Origin of the sequence: Enterococcus sp. DIV1083b (assembly GCF_051713705.1) — a bacterium.
Lineage (GTDB): Bacteria > Bacillota > Bacilli > Lactobacillales > Enterococcaceae > Enterococcus_D > Enterococcus_D casseliflavus.
On the sequence record NZ_JBIOQJ010000001.1, the window covers coordinates 1987312 to 2004750 of the forward strand.

The 17439-nt window shown below is 42.3% G+C and carries 12 protein-coding genes, 1 riboswitch and 1 other annotated feature; of the genes, 1 reads left to right on the forward strand and 11 read right to left on the reverse strand.

Going from position 1 to position 17439, the window contains the following annotated elements; genetic code table 11:
- Positions 1-60 precede the first annotated feature (60 nt).
- A complete protein-coding gene (locus tag IGI69_RS09210; protein WP_005230058.1) occupies positions 61-585 on the forward strand; it encodes a type 1 glutamine amidotransferase domain-containing protein in 525 nt (174 codons plus the stop codon).
- Between the two features lie 72 nt (positions 586-657).
- Here the strand turns inward: IGI69_RS09210 and IGI69_RS09215 are convergent, their stop codons facing one another.
- From IGI69_RS09215 to purD, 11 genes are all read right to left on the reverse strand, one after another.
- Complete coding sequence (locus IGI69_RS09215; RefSeq protein WP_438740577.1) at positions 658-1857, reverse strand: MFS transporter; 1200 nt, start codon at positions 1855-1857, stop codon at positions 658-660.
- Positions 1858-2019: 162 nt separating this feature from the next.
- Entirely contained in the window at positions 2020-3291 is a 1272-nt protein-coding gene (locus tag IGI69_RS09220; RefSeq protein ID WP_438740579.1) for an O-acetylhomoserine aminocarboxypropyltransferase/cysteine synthase family protein, read from the reverse strand.
- Positions 3292-3341: 50 nt separating this feature from the next.
- Positions 3342-3595 (reverse strand) — a binding site (T-box leader).
- Positions 3596-3705: 110 nt separating this feature from the next.
- On the reverse strand, positions 3706-5112 hold the full coding sequence (gene lpdA, locus IGI69_RS09225; protein ID WP_005230052.1) for a dihydrolipoyl dehydrogenase: 1407 nt from the start codon (positions 5110-5112) through the stop codon (positions 3706-3708).
- Between the two features lie 7 nt (positions 5113-5119).
- Positions 5120-6766 (reverse strand): dihydrolipoyllysine-residue acetyltransferase, encoded by a 1647-nt coding sequence (locus tag IGI69_RS09230; RefSeq protein ID WP_438740581.1) that lies wholly within the window; start codon positions 6764-6766, stop codon positions 5120-5122.
- Between the two features lie 25 nt (positions 6767-6791).
- Entirely contained in the window at positions 6792-7769 is a 978-nt protein-coding gene (locus tag IGI69_RS09235) for an alpha-ketoacid dehydrogenase subunit beta (protein ID WP_005230047.1), read from the reverse strand.
- A gap of 2 nt (positions 7770-7771) precedes the next feature.
- A complete protein-coding gene (gene pdhA / locus IGI69_RS09240) occupies positions 7772-8881 on the reverse strand; it encodes a pyruvate dehydrogenase (acetyl-transferring) E1 component subunit alpha (protein WP_005231936.1) in 1110 nt (369 codons plus the stop codon).
- Positions 8882-9315: 434 nt separating this feature from the next.
- Positions 9316-11907, reverse strand: coding sequence for a magnesium-translocating P-type ATPase (gene mgtA, locus IGI69_RS09245; protein ID WP_438740583.1), 2592 nt, complete (start codon positions 11905-11907; stop codon positions 9316-9318).
- A 187-nt stretch (positions 11908-12094) separates the two neighbouring features.
- A riboswitch (M-box (ykoK) riboswitch) is annotated at positions 12095-12266 on the reverse strand.
- A gap of 390 nt (positions 12267-12656) precedes the next feature.
- Entirely contained in the window at positions 12657-13757 is a 1101-nt protein-coding gene (wecB, locus tag IGI69_RS09250; RefSeq protein ID WP_016611033.1) for a non-hydrolyzing UDP-N-acetylglucosamine 2-epimerase, read from the reverse strand.
- A gap of 121 nt (positions 13758-13878) precedes the next feature.
- Positions 13879-14856, reverse strand: coding sequence for a GMP reductase (guaC, locus tag IGI69_RS09255; RefSeq protein ID WP_081487946.1), 978 nt, complete (start codon positions 14854-14856; stop codon positions 13879-13881).
- Between the two features lie 210 nt (positions 14857-15066).
- Entirely contained in the window at positions 15067-15981 is a 915-nt protein-coding gene (locus IGI69_RS09260; protein WP_081116645.1) for an aldo/keto reductase, read from the reverse strand.
- 169 nt (positions 15982-16150) lie between these two features.
- Positions 16151-17437 (reverse strand): phosphoribosylamine--glycine ligase, encoded by a 1287-nt coding sequence (gene purD / locus IGI69_RS09265; RefSeq protein ID WP_438740585.1) that lies wholly within the window; start codon positions 17435-17437, stop codon positions 16151-16153.
- Positions 17438-17439: the final 2 nt, after the last annotated feature.

The following is a 17439-nucleotide window of genomic DNA, read 5'->3' on the forward strand; positions in this document are numbered from 1 at the left end:
TTTGGTGTTTCTCTTTGCATGATGTTACAGTAAGAATAACAAGAAAAAGGAGGAATTCTCTTGCGTTTAGAAAACAAAAAAATCATTGCCTTAGTCGACAATGATTTCGAAGATTTAGAACTGTGGTACCCGGTTCATCGGTTACGGGAAGAAGGCGCGCAAGTCGATTTAGTCGGTGAAGAAGCGCATAAAACGTATATTGGCAAATACGGTGTACCCGCAGAATCAGCCTATGCTTTTTCTGATATTCATGCCGATGACTACGATGCCATCTTAGTTCCAGGTGGTTGGGCGCCTGATAAATTACGACGTTTCCCAGAGGTCATCTCTTTCGTGCAAACGATGGACAAAGACGAAAAAGTCATTGGTCAAATCTGTCATGCAGGCTGGGTCTTGATTTCTGCGAATATCCTGCAAGGCAAGACGGTCACCAGTACACCAGGCATCAAAGATGATATGACAAATGCTGGAGCCACATGGGTGGATACACCTGTGGTTACGGATGGACATATCGTTTCCAGCCGCCGTCCTCCAGATCTACCAGACTATATGCGGGAATTTATCGCTGTACTAGAAAAGAAATAGTACCCGTTAATCAGATTCAAAAGAGTTGCGACCGAAGCAAATACGGCCGCAACTCTTTTTTCTACCTATCGATCATTCGCTTAGGATCGCTAGTTTCTTGTTACTTTTAGGGATTTTTTTCACACCGATAAAGGTCAATGCAGCACCTAGAACGGCAAACCCAGTCCCAACCAAAAGCATTTCCCAAACACCGAAGCTTTGGATCAGCATCCCGCCCAAAAGATTGCCAATCACGCCACCGATCGTGGTAGCAATGATAATAATCGTTTGTCCAAAAACCCGATCTTCATCTGCCAAACTATGGTTGAACAAATAAGCCGAAGCTGGAATAAACAAAGCAAAACTAACCCCTTGCATCAAATGGCTCAATTCCATCAAGATAATGGAGCTGATCAACAGCATCAGCACCCCACGAATGGCAAAGGCAACACTGGAAAACAACAGCCAAAAACGGCTAGACCGTATCCTCACTAACTGTTCAAAGAAAATCATGCCTGGCAATTCGCATAACGCCGCAACCATCAGGGCGATGCCAACTTCCTTACTGCCACCGCCAATATCGGCAAAAATTTGTGCCAAAAAGCTGTTGATCATCGTGTGGAAGCTGAAAAGAAAGCTAAACCCGACAAAGAGAAAGAGTAAAAAAGGATATTTTTTCAGAAAGGCACCTGAATGACTTTGTTCTGTATGCATCACGGGCATTTCTGGCTTCTTGATCGCTGGCAGCAAAAGCAAAATAATGAGAAACAAAACGGCCTGCCCGATAGCGATCATTGGCAAAAGGGCTGCCGAAAACTCCTCCAAGAGCTGACCCAGTAAAAAGGAGGTCCCCGCAAATCCTAGTGACCCACCCGCACGCGAAAAGCCAAAATTGATTTTGTTGCCGCTATTCGTGTATTCAAACGCCAAGGCGTTGAGAAAGGACTGCATGGAAACGAGCAAAATCCCTCCTAAGACATAGGTCAGTATTGATAATGCAGGGAAAATCACACCTGCTAAGAGCACCGCGACCACGCCGATTGTCATCGTTTTCAAGACAACGATCAGCGGTACTTTACTTTTTTTGATAATGATTTGACTGATGAAGGGCTGCAAAATCGTAGACGCAATATTGACTAAGGCTAAAATACCGCCAATTTTTGCTGGATCGACCTTGAAATAAATCAAAAAAAGGGTCGCAAAGCCATAGATTGAGCAAAACATCATCCAATAAAGAAATTGCAAACTTGTGTAGTAAAACCGAATCCTCTTGTCACTTGCATGATTACGCATACATCCCCCACCTTATCCATATTCCTTAGCAACTAAATATAGCATAGAACCGATGGATTTACTATCCTTCTAACAACAGAAACCGCAGTTTTATTTGAAACACTAACCGACAACAAAAAAGCGCAGCATAGTATCCTGCGCTTTTCCTACTGCTTCAACTATTTAGAGCTGTTGGAAGGCTTGCGTGAGATCTTCCAATAGATCGTTGATGTTTTCCAATCCAATGGATAGGCGAATCGTCTCTGGACGAATTTTGGCTGCTGCAAGTTCTTCTACGCTAAGCTGGGAATGGGTCGTCGAAGCTGGATGGATGATCAAGGACTTTGCATCCCCGACATTTGCCAGCAAAGAGAAGAGCTTGGTTGCGCCACAAAAGGTTTTGCTTGCTTCTGATCCACCCTTTAATCCAAAGGAAAAGACGGAACTGGTCCCTTTGGGGAAATACTCCTGCGCCCGATCAAAATAGGGGCTGTCCGGCAGTGTTGGGAAATGAACCCAAGAGACTTCCGAGTGCTTGGCTAAAAATTCAGCAACTTGTTGCGCATTTTCTACATGACGATCCATCCGCAACGAAAGCGTCTCGATGCCTAACAGCAACACCCATGAATTGAAGGGAGAAATAGCAGCGCCTGTATCTCGTAAAAGAATCGTTCGTGCCCGAGTGATATAGGCAGCGTTACCAGCGGCTTCTACCCATGAGATTCCATGGTAGCTATGATCGGGATCGACCAGCTTGGGAAATTTGCCATTTGTCCAATCAAAGTTGCCGCTGTCGATAATGGCCCCTCCCAAAGCAGCACCGTGACCACCGAGGTATTTTGTCGTGGAATAAACGACGATGTCCGCCCCATGCTCAAATCCTCGAAACAGATAGGGAGTCGCAAAGGTATTGTCAATGATGAGGGGAATCCCTGCTTCATGAGCGATCGCTGCAATCTTTTTAAAGTCGGCAATATCAATATCTGGATTGCCTAAAGACTCTAGAAAAACTGCTTTGGTATTTTCTTGGATGGCTGCTTTTAGTGCTGCCAGATCTTCACTATCAACAAAGCTTGTAGTGATGCCAAAATCTGGCAACGTATGAGCGAATAAATTATAGGCCCCCCCATAAATTGAAGCAGCAGAAACGATATGATCTCCTGCTTGTGCAAGATTTAAAATCGCATAGGTGATCGCTGCTGAGCCAGAAGCCGTTGCTAGCGCACCGACACCGCCTTCTAAGAGGGCTAGTCGTTCTTCTAGAACAGCCGTTGTCGGATTGGTAATACGGGTATAGATATTGCCATTCTCACTAAGACTAAATCTCGCTGCCGCTTGATCTGCGTCCTCAAACACATACGATGTGGTTTGATAAATGGGTACGGCGCGACTCCCTGTGGTAGGATCTGGTGTTTGTCCTCCGTGTAATTGAATCGTCTCAAATCTTTCTGTCATACTATTCCTCCTTAATAATACAAATAAAAAAGCCCTCTGATATCGAGATATCAAAGGACGTGTTTACGTGTTACCACCTTTATTCAAGCAGACTTTCCAACATGCTTCTCAGCAAGTACGCGACAAATAAACGTCGTTATACTCTGACGCGATAGCGGGCGCACCCGGATCTTCTTATCTTTCGTACAAGTTCAGAAGATCACCTCTGAGGCCATTTTCGATTGATTCTACAAGTTCTTCTTGCACCCTACGAAGACTCTCTAGGCTTGCCAAATCAATGTACTTTCCTCATCAACGGTTGAAATATTAAGAGCATCGTATCATTTACAGAAGATTCTGTCAATAGCTTAGGATCGCTTTATTTTTAGTGATAAAAAAACTCGTTCACCAAATGATGAACGAGTTTCAAAAAGCTTAAATGTGGATTGGTAAACCTAGAGCTAACTCAGCAGCATCCATTGTGATCTCACCTAGAGATGGATGTGGATGGATGGTTAATGCGATATCTTCTGCGTTCATGCCAGATTCAATAGCAAGAGCAAGTTCTGAAACCATATCGCTTGCTCCTAAACCAGCAATTTGCGCACCGATGATCACATTGTCTTCAACCGTTGTTACTAAGCGAATGAATCCTTCGGTTTTTCCTAGAGATAACGCACGACCGTTACCTGAGAATGGGAATTTGAATGCTTTTGCTTCAATTCCAGCATCCTTGGCATCTTTGATGGTCATACCGACAGAAGCCAATTCTGGGTCAGTAAAGGCAACTGCAGGCATCGCTTTGTAATCAACAGCAACTTTTTTGCCAGAGATTGCTTCAGCAGCGATTTTTGCTTCGTAGCTGGCTTTATGTGCTAATGCAGCACCAGGAACGATATCACCAATTGCGTAGATGTTTGATACGTTGGTACGGCCTTGTTTGTCAACCGTGATCAATCCGCGTTCGCCTACTTCAACACCTGCTTGTTCCAAGCCCATGTCATCAGTATTTGGACGACGGCCAACAGTAACCATCACGTAATCAGCAGTAACTGATTCTTCTTTACCATCTACGGCATATTTCACAGTTACGCTATCGCCATTGTCAATTGCTTCTTTCGCCATTGCGTTGGTAACGACTGTTACACCTTTTTTCGCAAAGTCTTCTTCAACCAATTTGACCATGTCTTTTTCATAGGTTGGCAAGATTTGAGGAGAACCTTCAAGGATCGTTACTTCTGCACCTAGGTTTGCATACGCTGCACCTAGTTCAGAACCGATGACACCGCCACCGATAACAACGAATTTTTTAGGAACTTCTTTTAATGCCAATCCGCCAGTTGAATCAAGGACACGTCCGCCGAATTTGAAACCAGGGATTTCAATTGGACGAGAACCTGTTGCGATGATTGCATTATTGAAAGAGTAAGTTTGTGCTGAATCTGGGTGGATGACACGCAATGTGTGATCATCAACGAAGAAAGCTTCTCCTTCAATTGTTTCAACTTTATGTTTTTTCAATAGGAAACCAACACCAGAAGTTAACGTTTTAACGACTTTGTTGTCTTTCCATTCTTGTGTTTTGGTAAAATCAAGGGAAACATTTTCACTTGTTACACCAAACATTGTTGAATCCAAAGATTCTTGGTAATGATGACCTGCAGCGATCAAAGCTTTTGAAGGGATACAACCAACGTTTAAACAAACGCCGCCGATGTATTCTCTTTCAATGATTGCTACTTTTTGTCCCATTTCAGCAGCGCGGATGGCAGCTACATAGCCGCCAGGTCCCGCACCGATTACAACTGTATCTAATTCAACAGCAAAATCTCCAACTACCATTTGTTAATCATCCTTCCATCATTAATAGCTCTGGATCAGCTAATAGACGTTTGATATTATTCATTGCTTGTTGCGCTGTTGCGCCATCAACGATACGGTGGTCGAAGCTTAATGAAAGTTTCATCACACGTCCGACAACGATTTCGCCTTCAGCGTTTACGATTGGTTGTTGCGCGATCGTACCTACACCCAAAATAGCTACTTCAGGGTAGTTGATTACTGGTGTGAACCAGCCGCCACCAACTGAACCGATGTTACTGATCGTGATGGTACCGTTACGCATATCATCTGCAGCTAATTTGCCGTCATGAGCAAGTTTTGCTTTTTCGTTGATTTCATCGGCGATAGCAAACATGCCTTTACGATCTGCATCTTTTACGTTTGGTACATACAAACCATGGTCAGTATCTGTTGCGATACCGATGTTGTAATAGTTTTTGTATACGATCTCTTGTTTTGCATCATCGATCGACGCATTCAAGATAGGGAATTTTTTCACTGTTGCAGTCAATGCTTTCACAACATATGGTAAGAAAGTAAGTTTTGTGCCGTTTGCAGCAGCAACTTCTTTGAATTTCTTACGGTTATCCCATAGGTTTGTTACTTCAACTTCATCATGCAAGGTTACATGAGGTGCTGTTTGTTTGCTGTTTACCATCGCTTTAGCGATTGCTTTACGTGTAGGTGTTAAGGCAACACGTTCTTCTAAATCACCTAAGTTTGATTTGAAGGCTTTTGCTGGAGCTGCTGGTTTGCTTTCAGTTGCTGCAGCTTTTGTTTCTTCTTTCGCAGGAGCTTGAGTTTCAGCTTTTGCAGCTTGTCCGCCACCTGATAGGAAGTTTTCGATGTCTTCTTTTGTTACACGTCCGCCTTTACCTGTTGCAGATACTTGGGAAATATCCACATCTTTTTCGCGTGCGAATTGACGGACAGAAGGCATAGCCAAGATACGTTTGTTAGGATCTGCTGCTTCAACAACACTTGCTGAACCAGAAGTTTCCACTTTTTCTTTTGGTGCTTCTGCAGGTGCGCTTGATGAAGCAGGCGCACTGTTGTGACCAGGTGCGTCGATTTCAACTAAAACATCACCAACATTTGCAACTGTTCCTTCAGCAACAACGATGTTTTTCACTGTTCCTGTTACTGGAGATGGGATTTCTTCGACTGATTTGTCGTTTTGAACTTCAAGCAACGTATCGTCTTCATTGATGGTATCTCCTGCTTTAACGAACCATTTTACGATTTCGCCTTCTGCAATTCCTTCACCGATATCTGGTAATTTGAATTGGAAAACGCCTGCGCCTTCAGAAGAACCAGCTGATGCTTCAGCCGTTTCCGTTGTAGGTTCTGCTGCTGGTTTTGCTGGTGTTTGAGACTCTGCTGCTACACCTGCATCGCCTTCGTTGTCTTCATGTCCTGGTGCATCGATCTCAACAAGGACATCTCCAACGTTTGCGACTGTACCTTCAGGGACAACGATGTTTTTCACTGTTCCTGTTACTGGAGATGGAATTTCTTCCACTGATTTATCATTTTGAACTTCTAGTAAGGTATCATCTTCATTGATGGTATCCCCTGCTTTGACGAACCATTTTACGATTTCGCCTTCTGCAATTCCTTCACCGATATCCGGTAATTTAAATTGAAATGCCATTTTCTATTCTTCCCTTCTTCAACTATTAAAAGTTCACGATTTCTTTCACTTTGTCTTCGATGTCTTTTGCATTTGGCAACCAAATGTTTTCAGCTTGACCGAATGGGAAGATCGTATCTGGTGCAGACACGCGTCCGATTGGAGCTTCTAGTGATAGAACCGCACGTTCAGAAATTTCAGAAACGACTTGAGCGCCAACACCTGCTTGTTTTTGTGCTTCTTGAACGACAACCACACGACCAGTTTTTTCAACTGATTTGATGATCGTTTCAACATCAAGAGGAGCAACTGTACGCAAGTCGATAATTTCAGCGTTGATGTTTTCTTTCGCTAAGTTGTCAGCAGCTTTGATTGCTTCACGAACCATTGCACCATAAGTGATGATTGAAACATCAGAACCTTCACGAGTTACTGCTGCTTTGTCTAAAGGAACTTCGTATGCTTCTTCTGGCACTTCTTCACGGAATGAACGGTAAAGTTTCATGTGCTCTAAGAAAACAACTGGGTCATTGCTGCGGATAGAAGCAATCAATAATCCTTTTGCATCATATGGGTTTGATGGAATAACGACACGGATACCAGGTGATTGAGCGATCAATCCTTCCAAGTTATCTGAGTGCAATTCTGGTGTGTGCACACCGCCACCAAATGGTGAACGAATAGTGATTGGTAAATTACGTGTACCACCCATACGGTAACGAGTACGCGCCATTTGACCAACGATTTCGTCAAATGTTTCAAATACGAAACCAAAGAATTGGATTTCTGGAACTGGACGGAAACCTTCTAATGCTAAACCGAAAGCCAAGCCGCCGATACCAGATTCAGCAAGAGGGGTATCGAAGACACGATCTTCGCCGAATTTTTCTTGTAAACCTTCTGTTGCACGGAAAACCCCGCCGTTTTTACCGACATCTTCACCAAAGACTAAAATCTCTTTGTCATTTTCCATTTCAACAGCTAAGGCATCTGTAATTGCTTGAATCATTGTTTTTTGTGCCATGACTATTTCGACTCCTTCGCTTCGTAAGTTGCAATTTGTTCTTTAATGTTTTGTGGTTGTACTTCAAACATGTTTTTCAAGAAATCTGAAACTTTTTGTTTTGGCACGCGGTCCGCTTCAGCGATCGCTGCTTTGATTTCTTCTTTTGTTTGTTCAATGACTTGTTCTTCTTTTTCTTCAGACCAAAGTCCTTTTTCAGTTAGGTAAGTACGGAAACGTACCAATGGATCTTTTTGTTGCCATTCGCTGTCCATGTCTTTTGAACGGTAACGGGTTGGATCATCACCAGACAATGTATGTGGACCGTAACGGTAAGTCAAGGTTTCAATCAATACAGGACCGTTGCCGTTTGCTGCCCATTCACGAGCTGCTTTAGAAACATAGTACACTGCCAATGGATCCATACCGTCAACTTGGATACCAGGGATCCCAGCTGCTGCAGCTTTTTGTGCCAATGTTGGTGCCGCACTTTGTACTTCACGAGGTGTAGAGATCGCAAAACCATTGTTTTGGATATAGAATACAGCGTTTGCATGGTAAGCCCCTGCAAAGTTGATTGCTTCATAGAAGTCCCCTTGTGAAGAACCGCCATCACCTGTATAAGTGAATACAACATTTTTCTTGTTGCGTTTTTTCAATCCTAAAGCAACGCCGGCTGCTTGGACGTATTGTGCACCAATAATGATTTGTGGTGGCAATGCTTTTAAATCTTCTGGATAAAGGTTCCCAGCAACGTGGCCACGTGACCATAAGAAAGCTTCTTTCAATGGCAGACCGTGTTGGATCAATTGTGGTACATCACGGTAACCAGGTAATAAAACGTCTTCTTTTTCAAAAGCAAATTGACTTGCTAATTGGCTTGCTTCTTGTCCAGCAGTTGGCGCGAAGAAACCTAGACGACCTTGACGGTTTAACGCAGTTGAGCGTTGGTCTAATACACGAGACCATACCATACGAGTCATCAATTCAACTAATTCGTCGTCACTTAAATCTGGTACTAACTCTTGATTTACAATTTTCCCGTCTTTGTCCAAAGCTTGGTAAGTTGGAAAATCCGCATTGACTTGCTCCAAAATCGCTTGGAAATCAAGTGCTTTTTGTTTTTTTGCCATCTTGACACACTTTCCTCTCTGATATAAAAATTCACTTTCGTATGTAACAGGGTTTAAATCTGTACTATCGAAATTTCATTTACTCTTATAAATTATCATTTAACTTCGAAAATGACAAGTGAAAAGGGTATTTTTTTTAATAAAAGAATTCCCACTGTAGCAACTCTTAAGAAAACATTAGTGAAATTAATCACATTAAAGCAATCGCTTTCTTCAATTTTTTCTTTTCAGATTCTTTTTTTTATTTAAGAATAGTACAGCATCCACCATTCCGCTAAACAGATTTATCATTAACCTCCTTTTATCACTTGTGAAGGATTCGACTTGAATCAAAGCGAAATTTCTTAATATGAGAAAAAAATAATACAGAGAACGGATAAAAAGAAACAGATCGGCGATTCTCCCCCTGTTAGGAAGAACGCCGACCTGTTTTTTTAAATCCATTCTCTCGTGACATGAATGTAAATGCGTTTCGCAAACTCAACTGTTACTAAATAAGCTAGATTGATACCGACATACCATGGCCAGTAACTTGATGGCAGTGCTGCAAAATCAAAGACGGTATGCAATGGCGTCAAGATGACCAAGAAGCCAACTGCAATCGCTAGAACACTTGAAATCAAAACTGCAGGTGATGCGATACTTTTGATAAATGGTAATTTTCTCGTTCTGATCATGTGAACGACTAAGGTTTGTGTCGTCAAGCCAATCATAAACCATCCTGCTTGGAACAAGGCTTGCTCTTGGATGGTATTTGCACTAAAGACATGCCACATCATAAAGAAAGTCAAAATATCGAAGATGCTGCTGACAGGTCCAATGCCGACGGTAAACTTCAATAGTCCACCCACTTGCCATTTAACTGGTTTTTCTAACTCTGCTTTGTCTACGTTGTCCCATGGGATCGTCAATTGGGCCATATCGTACACCAAGTTTTGAACCAACAGTTGAATGGACAACATTGGTAAGAAAGGTAAAAAGGCACTAGCAACTAAGATCGAGAACACATTCCCGAAATTCGAACTCAACGTCATTTTGATGTACTTCATCATATTGGTAAATACTTTGCGGCCTTCGATGACCCCTTTATCAAGGACATTCAAACTTTTTTCTAATAAAATGATCGAGCTGGCATCTTTGGTGATATCTGCTGCGGTATCAACCGAGATACCAACATCTGCTGTACGTAAAGCAGGCGCGTCGTTGATGCCATCTCCCATAAAGCCGACCGTATGGCCTGCCGCTTGAATGGTTTCAATGATTCGGGATTTTTGCATTGGGTTTAATTTTGCAAACAGATTAGTTTTTGCAGCTTTCTCTGCTAACTCTTCATCTGACAGATGATCTATATCGGTTCCTAACAAGTATTCATCTGCATCAATACCAACATCTCGACAAACTTTTTGCGCAACGATCGCATTATCTCCCGTTAACACTTTGACATTGATGCCATGACCGTGTAAAGAAGCAATCGCTGTTTTTGCTGTTTCTTTTGCTGGATCTAAGAAGCCCATAAAGCCAATCATGATCATATCTTGTTCATCTTCTACAGAATAAACGGCATCTGCGTGGGCATCGCGTTTTACAGCAACAGTCAACACGCGCATTCCTTGTTTATTCAAGCGCAAATTCACTTGACGCAATTGTTTTCTCAATTGAGGAGTCAATTCCATCACTTTGCCATCAACTTCTACGTACTTGCAGACTTGTTCCATTTCCTCGGCGGCACCTTTAGTGACCATCAGTTGATGACCATCTGCATTGACAACAACCGTCAAGCGGCGACGTGAGAAGTCAAACGGAATCTCATCGATTTTTGTCACATCGTTAAATGGCGCTGCCAAGCCTTCTTCTTCATAGTAGTTTAAGACAGCAATATCCATCAGGTTTTTCCACCCTGTTTGATAGTAAGAATTTAAATACGTCATATCAAGGACTTGTTTATCTTCTACGCCAAATGGGTTTAAATGTTGTACCAGCACGACACGATCTTCGGTGATCGTACCCGTTTTATCGGTACATAGCACATCCATTGCACCTAAGTTTTGAATTGAAGGCAATTCTTTGACGATCACTTTTTCTTTTGATAAAGAGATCGCCCCTTTGGCTAAGTTACTGGTAACAATCATTGGTAGCATTTCTGGCGTCAAACCAACTGCTACTGCAATCGCGAAGAACAACGCTTCGCCCCAATCACCCTTGGTTAATCCATTGATCAGTAAAACGATTGGGAAAAGAACCATGACCATTCGCAACAATAGTTTGCTGACTTTCGTTAAGCCATCTTCAAAGGTTGTTTTGCCGCGTTTCGTGGTCGCATTTTTAGCAATATCGCCAAAGAATGTACTTTGACCGGTTTTCAAAATAATGGCTTTTCCTTGACCACTTAAGACATCGGTACCCATGAAAACAAGATCTTGCATATCTAGTGCAGAAATTTGTTCATCGCTTTCTTTGATCCCAGCATCGACAAATTTTTCAACGGGCATTGATTCGCCTGTTAATGAAGATTGATTGATAAATAAATCTTTGGTCCAAATCAAGATCGCATCCGCAGGGATCATGTCGCCAGTTGCTAAGGTGACGATGTCTCCAGGAACGACTTCATCCATTGGAATTTCTCTCGTGATTCCATCTCTGGTTACGGAACAAGTATTTTCAATAAGTTCTTTTAACGCTAAGCTTGCTTTTTGGGAACGGTATTCTTGGACGAAAGTAATCATGACACTGGCTAAAATCATGATTCCCATCACAATCACTGCTTCAATATCGCCTGTTACAAAAGAAATAATCATTAATAGGGCTAAAACTAACACAAAGGGATCTTTAAAAGCGCCTAAGATCATCAACCAAGCGGGTGTTGGTTTTTGTGCGTCGACTTTGTTTGGACCATACTCTGCTAAACGTTCTGCAGCATCTTCTTCCGATAACCCTTGGAAGGAGGTCCGCATCTCCATCAATAATTCTCTTTCGGTCAATTTTGCAAGTAATTTTAGTTCTTGATCTTTCGATAGTTTTTTTAACATCTTTTTTTCCTCCTAGCACTTAGGAGTTGCTTACGCCACCCCTAGCGATTCGATAACTACTCCGCTGTTTCATCTGGGGACTGGGGTATTCCATGTGAATCTTCCTTTCTTTTTATTAGGTAAGTCACTGTGGAACGCGCGCAAAAGACACAAAAAAACGCACGCTCCCAATAAGCATGCGTAAAAAACTCATGATCATTGTAGAGCTTTAGCACTATAGGGCGTAGATAGCAAATTTGCTATCAGCTACTTTGGGTTTAACCTTCACGATTAGACCTGTCCTACCAACTAAGCATCTCTCGATGCTTTTGCGGCAGCAGCTTGTGTCCATATAGGAGCCTCACCTAACAATTATTTGTGTAAAATGTCAGTTCGTCGGAAGTCTTTCTTCCAACTACCCACATAATAACTGCTATCCTAACCAATGTCAACAGCATCTAAGGAAAAAAGTACCCTTTTTTCAAAGTTTTCCATAGGTTTTCAAATGAAAGGTCTTACAATAAAATAACAACTTTAAAGAACTGATGTGATTTTATACTTGATAAACCTTTATATACGAGCAGATGAACAGAAATCCTTTCAAAGCGAAACTCACACTTAATCAAGCTTCTTCGTTTGTCACAATCAACGAAAAAATGGAAACGGCGTTCACGCAGGTTTCATGTATATAAAAAGACAGCCATTTAACAAACAGCTGCCTCTTTCTCTATGTTCACCTATACTGGGAGAATTATTATTCACTCTAGCTCTCACGAAAAATGATCGGCTAAAATTTGCAGGATTCGCTGGCTTGCTTTCCCATCGCCGTATGGATTCTCTGCATGTGCCATGGCATTGTAAGCTTCTGGATCTTCTAGCAGTCGCTTTGTTTCCTGATAAACCGCAGCTTCAGACGTACCGATCAGTTTTAACGTACCTGCAGCAATGCCTTCTGGACGCTCTGTTGTATCTCGCAAGACCAAAACAGGAACGCCTAATGACGGCGCTTCTTCTTGGACACCACCGGAATCCGTCAAAATCAAGGTACTTTGATTCGCAACGTTATGAAAATCAATGACATCTAAAGGCTCAATCAACGTAACATTTGCTAGTTCTCCAAGAATCTCCTGAGCAATCCCTCGCACTTGAGGATTCTTATGCATAGGGAAAACCACTTTGATCGTTGGCTTCTCTTTTGCGATCTGTGCTAAAGCACGAAAGACTTGCTGCATCGGAGCACCTAAGTTTTCTCGACGATGCATTGTTAGTAGGATCATGGTTTGATCTGCTGCGGAAAGTTCTGGATGCTGGTATTCCTCCGAGATCGTATAACGCATCGCATCAATGGCGGTATTACCTGTTACATAAATCGCAGCCTCATTGCGGTTTTCAGCCAGCAGATTTTTTTTGCTTTGGGAAGTTGGCGCAAAGTAAAAATCAGCTAAGACATCGATCAACTGACGATTGGCTTCCTCTGGATAAGGAGATTTTTTGTTCCATGTGCGCAAACCGGCTTCCACATGCCCCACAGGAATTTGCTGATAAAAGGCGGCCGTCGCGGCTGCATAAGCCGTGGTCGTATCCCCATGAACCAGCACGATATCAGGAGTTTCTTTTTGCAGGATCGGTTCTAGATCCAGTAAAACTTTGGTGGTGATCCCTGTCAAGGTTTGCCCTAAAGTCATAATATCCAGATCATAGTCTGGTGCGATCTCAAAAACCGTTAATACTTGATCCAACATTTCTCGATGCTGCGCCGTCACCACAACGATCGATTCAAAACGCGGGTCGTTTTCCAATTCCTTTACTAGTGGCGCCATTTTGATGGCTTCCGGTCTGGTACCGAACACTGACATCACTTTGATTGTCATTTGGTCACCCGCTCCTCTACTCTTCATTGCTTCTATTATAACGAAGAAAACAGAAAAACAAAATGGTTCTTCTTACAAAAAAAGAAACGACCAATAGAAGGTCGCTTCTTTAGTATCCTGTTTAGATCGTATCTCCATTAAAAATCGAATTTTTCACGATGACGTAATCCACTTTACGAATCGATTCTAAGTCTTTTCCGCCTGCATAAGAGATTGATGATTGCAAGTCTTGCTGCATTTCAACTAACGTGTCTTTCAAAGAACCTTTGTATTGAATCCAAATTTTCTTTCCTTCCACGTTTTTCTTTTCACCTTTTTGAAATTCTGATGCAGAACCAAAGTATTCTTTCATCACAACGCCGTTTTCTACCTTAGTTTCCCCTGGTGATTCTTCATGACCTGCAAACAATGAACCGATCATGACCATTGTTGCACCGAAACGGACAGATTTAGCGATATCGCCGTGTGTCCGAATGCCTCCATCTGCAATGATTGGTTTGCGAGCAGCTTTGGCACACCAGCGTAGTGCTGCTAACTGCCAGCCGCCAGTCCCGAAACCAGTTTTGATTTTTGTGATACAAACTTTCCCTGGTCCAATACCGACTTTTGTTGCATCTGCGCCAGCGTTTTCCAATTCACGAACTGCTTCTGGCGTTCCAACATTTCCAGCGATCACAAACGTTGCTGGTAAATGCTTCTTGATGTGTTGAATCATATTGATCACGGCGTTTGAGTGGCCATGGGCAATATCGATCGTGATAAAATCAGGAACAAGCTCTTTCTCAGCTAGTTCTTCTACAAAGGCATATTCATTTTCTTTGACACCCACGCTGATAGAAGCAATCAAGCCACGGCTTTTCATTTTTTTGATAAATGGAATCCGTGCTTCTTCATCAAAGCGGTGCATAATATAAAAATAGCCATTTTCAGCTAAAAATTCTGCGATCGAATCATCAATAATCGTTTGCATATTTGCAGGAACAACAGGCATCTTAAACGAGTGTCCGCCTAATGTCACCGTGGTATCACATTCTGAACGGCTGTTCACGATACACTTGTTAGGAATCAGTTGTATATCTTCGTAATCAAAAACTTTCATGTCAAACATAAAAATATCCTCCAAATCTTACTAAGAGTGAAGCAAGCATCAAATGGCATCAGCCTATTTTTAACGCCCACAACAATTTAAACCACCTAGAAGTGAAATACAAGCTTTTTAGAAATACTTTTTGAAAAAAAAGGATGAATGTTCGTCTTTTACGAACATTCATCCTTATAAGTACTGAAAAAAACGGAATTTACTAATAAATTACGGCAAGATGTTCCCTGCTGCTTTATACACCTCATACCATTCATGGCGGGTCAATACGATCGAAGATGCTTGCGCGATTTCTTCGATCCGATGTGGGGTCATCGTTCCAGCAATCACCTGCATGTTTGCAGGGTGACGTAAGATCCACGCAGAAGCAATACCTGTCGGTGTCGTTTGATACTTGTCCGCTAGTTCGGTCAATTTTTCGTTCAACTCTGGGAATTTCTCGTTACCGATAAAGACACCTTCGAAGAAACCATATTGATACGGAGACCAAGCTTGGATCGTCATCTCATGCAAGCGAGAATATTCAAGAATTTCTCCATCATGATCGACACTACCAGCATCCGTCATATTCACATGAATCCCTTGATCGATCATCCCTGTATGCATGATCCCGAATTGCAGTTGATTCGCTACTAAAGGTTGCGAAACATATTTTTTCAATAGCTCGATTTGACCAGGTTTTTGATTGCTGACACCGAAGTATTTCACTTTGCCGTCTTTTTCTAATTGATCAAAGGCAGCTGCCACTTCTTCTGGTTCAAACAAAGTATCAGGACGGTGCAATAATAACGCATCCAAATGATCAGTTTTTAATCGTTGCAAACTACCTTCCACAGAAGAAATGATATGCTCTTTCGAAAAATCAAACATTTCACCAGGAACGATGCCACATTTTGATTGAATAAACAAATCTTCTCTTTTGGCATCCGTTTTTGCTAATGCTTCCGCAAAAATCGTTTCACATTCACCGCGACCATAAATATCGGCATGGTCAAAAAAGGTAATGTCATTTTCAATCGCTGTCGTCAATACTTTCACTGGGTCTTTGGCATTGTTGATTCGCATCAAGCCTAAAATCACGCTAGATACTTCTAAATCAGTGGGACCGAATTTAATTTTTTTCACGTAAAGTTCCTCCTTATCTAAACTACATTCTTATTTTAGCACAACAAGATGAAAACGCTACACCAACGTCAAAAAAACCTCCCATAAAATGAAAACCACCAGCACAACCGATTGGTTCTACTGGCAGTCATCCTTTACTTTCAATTTGCATTACGCATTGAAACGTTCTTTACTTCATCGCCTTTGATGAGTTGCTATAGTGTAAGGCTTTGTCACCAATGTCATTTCGATAAAACAAACCCGACAAAGGCAATTTATTGATTGCTTCATAGACGTTCTTTTGTGCAGTAGCTAAATCCTCAGCTGAAGCTTCCACAAGAAAAACACGACCACCAGCTGCCGTCAAATCGCCTTGATCAGCAGTCTCCTCCACTCCTGCATAAAAGAATTGTGTTCCTTCTCCTTGAGGAGATGGAACAGGCATTCCTTGCTGATACTTGCCAGGATATCCTTGCGATGCAATCACGACACCGATCGAAGCCGCTTGATTCCAGCGGATCGCGGGCTCTCGATCCTGCAAGAGATCATCAATGATCTGTGCCAGGCTACTATCTAAACGACTTAACACGACTTGCGTTTCTGGATCACCAAAACGAGCATTAAATTCAATGACTTTCGGTCCATCATTAGTAGCAATCAGACCTGCATAAAGAATACCAGTAAATGGTGTCTTATTACGAATCATCCCTTTTGCTGCAGGAAGTAAAACTTCTTTGACCGCTTGATCGACCATTTCTTGCGGAATCTGCGGTACTGGTGTGTATGCCCCCATACCTCCTGTATTCGGCCCTAAATCGCCATCAAACGCACGTTTATGGTCTTGGGCAATGACCATTGGATAGACGGCTTCATCCTTAACAAACGCCAAGAGCGAAAACTCTTCGCCAGCCAAAAACTCTTCGATCACCACTTTTGCACCACTTTCACCAAAAGCATTTTGCTCCAGCATCGCTTCGACAGCTGCATTCGCCTCATCAACGGTTTCAGCAACAACTACGCCTTTGCCTGCCGCTAAGCCATCCGCTTTGATAACGATCGGTGCACCTTTAAGTTGGATATATGCTTTTGCTTGCGCACTATCTGTAAAGCTTTGATAGTCAGCTGTTGGAATGTGATTGGCACGCATCAATTCTTTGGCAAACTCTTTTGATCCTTCGATCATCGCTGCTTGTCGATTGGGACCAAAAATTTCCAAGCCCGCCGCCTGAAAATCATCTACGATGCCATTTAGTAATGGAACTTCTGGACCAACGAAGGTCCAATCAACCTCCTGCTCTTGAGCAAAAGCAATCAAACCTTCATGATCGGACTCTTCAATTGCGACTATCACGATCCCGTCTTTTCGCATTCCAGGATTTCCCTTTGCACAAAAGACTGTTTCAACTTGAGGGTCTTGCAGAAACTTTTTTGCGACGGCATGTTCTCTGCCACCACTACCAATAACAAGTATTTTCATCG

Bases quoted from the DNA above. Each gene is read 5' to 3' on its own strand.
- IGI69_RS09215 (WP_438740577.1), bottom strand. From the start codon at position 1,857: ATGCGTAATCATGCAAGTGACAAGAGGATTCGGTTTTACTACACAAGT.
- IGI69_RS09220 (WP_438740579.1), bottom strand. From the start codon at position 3,291: ATGACAGAAAGATTTGAGACGATTCAATTACACGGAGGACAAACACCA.
- lpdA (WP_005230052.1), bottom strand. From the start codon at position 5,112: ATGGTAGTTGGAGATTTTGCTGTTGAATTAGATACAGTTGTAATCGGT.
- IGI69_RS09230 (WP_438740581.1), bottom strand. From the start codon at position 6,766: ATGGCATTTCAATTTAAATTACCGGATATCGGTGAAGGAATTGCAGAA.
- IGI69_RS09235 (WP_005230047.1), bottom strand. From the start codon at position 7,769: ATGGCACAAAAAACAATGATTCAAGCAATTACAGATGCCTTAGCTGTT.
- pdhA (WP_005231936.1), bottom strand. From the start codon at position 8,881: ATGGCAAAAAAACAAAAAGCACTTGATTTCCAAGCGATTTTGGAGCAA.
- mgtA (WP_438740583.1), bottom strand. From the start codon at position 11,907: ATGTTAAAAAAACTATCGAAAGATCAAGAACTAAAATTACTTGCAAAA.
- wecB (WP_016611033.1), bottom strand. From the start codon at position 13,757: ATGACAATCAAAGTGATGTCAGTGTTCGGTACCAGACCGGAAGCCATC.
- guaC (WP_081487946.1), bottom strand. From the start codon at position 14,856: ATGAAAGTTTTTGATTACGAAGATATACAACTGATTCCTAACAAGTGT.
- purD (WP_438740585.1), bottom strand. From the start codon at position 17,437: ATGAAAATACTTGTTATTGGTAGTGGTGGCAGAGAACATGCCGTCGCA.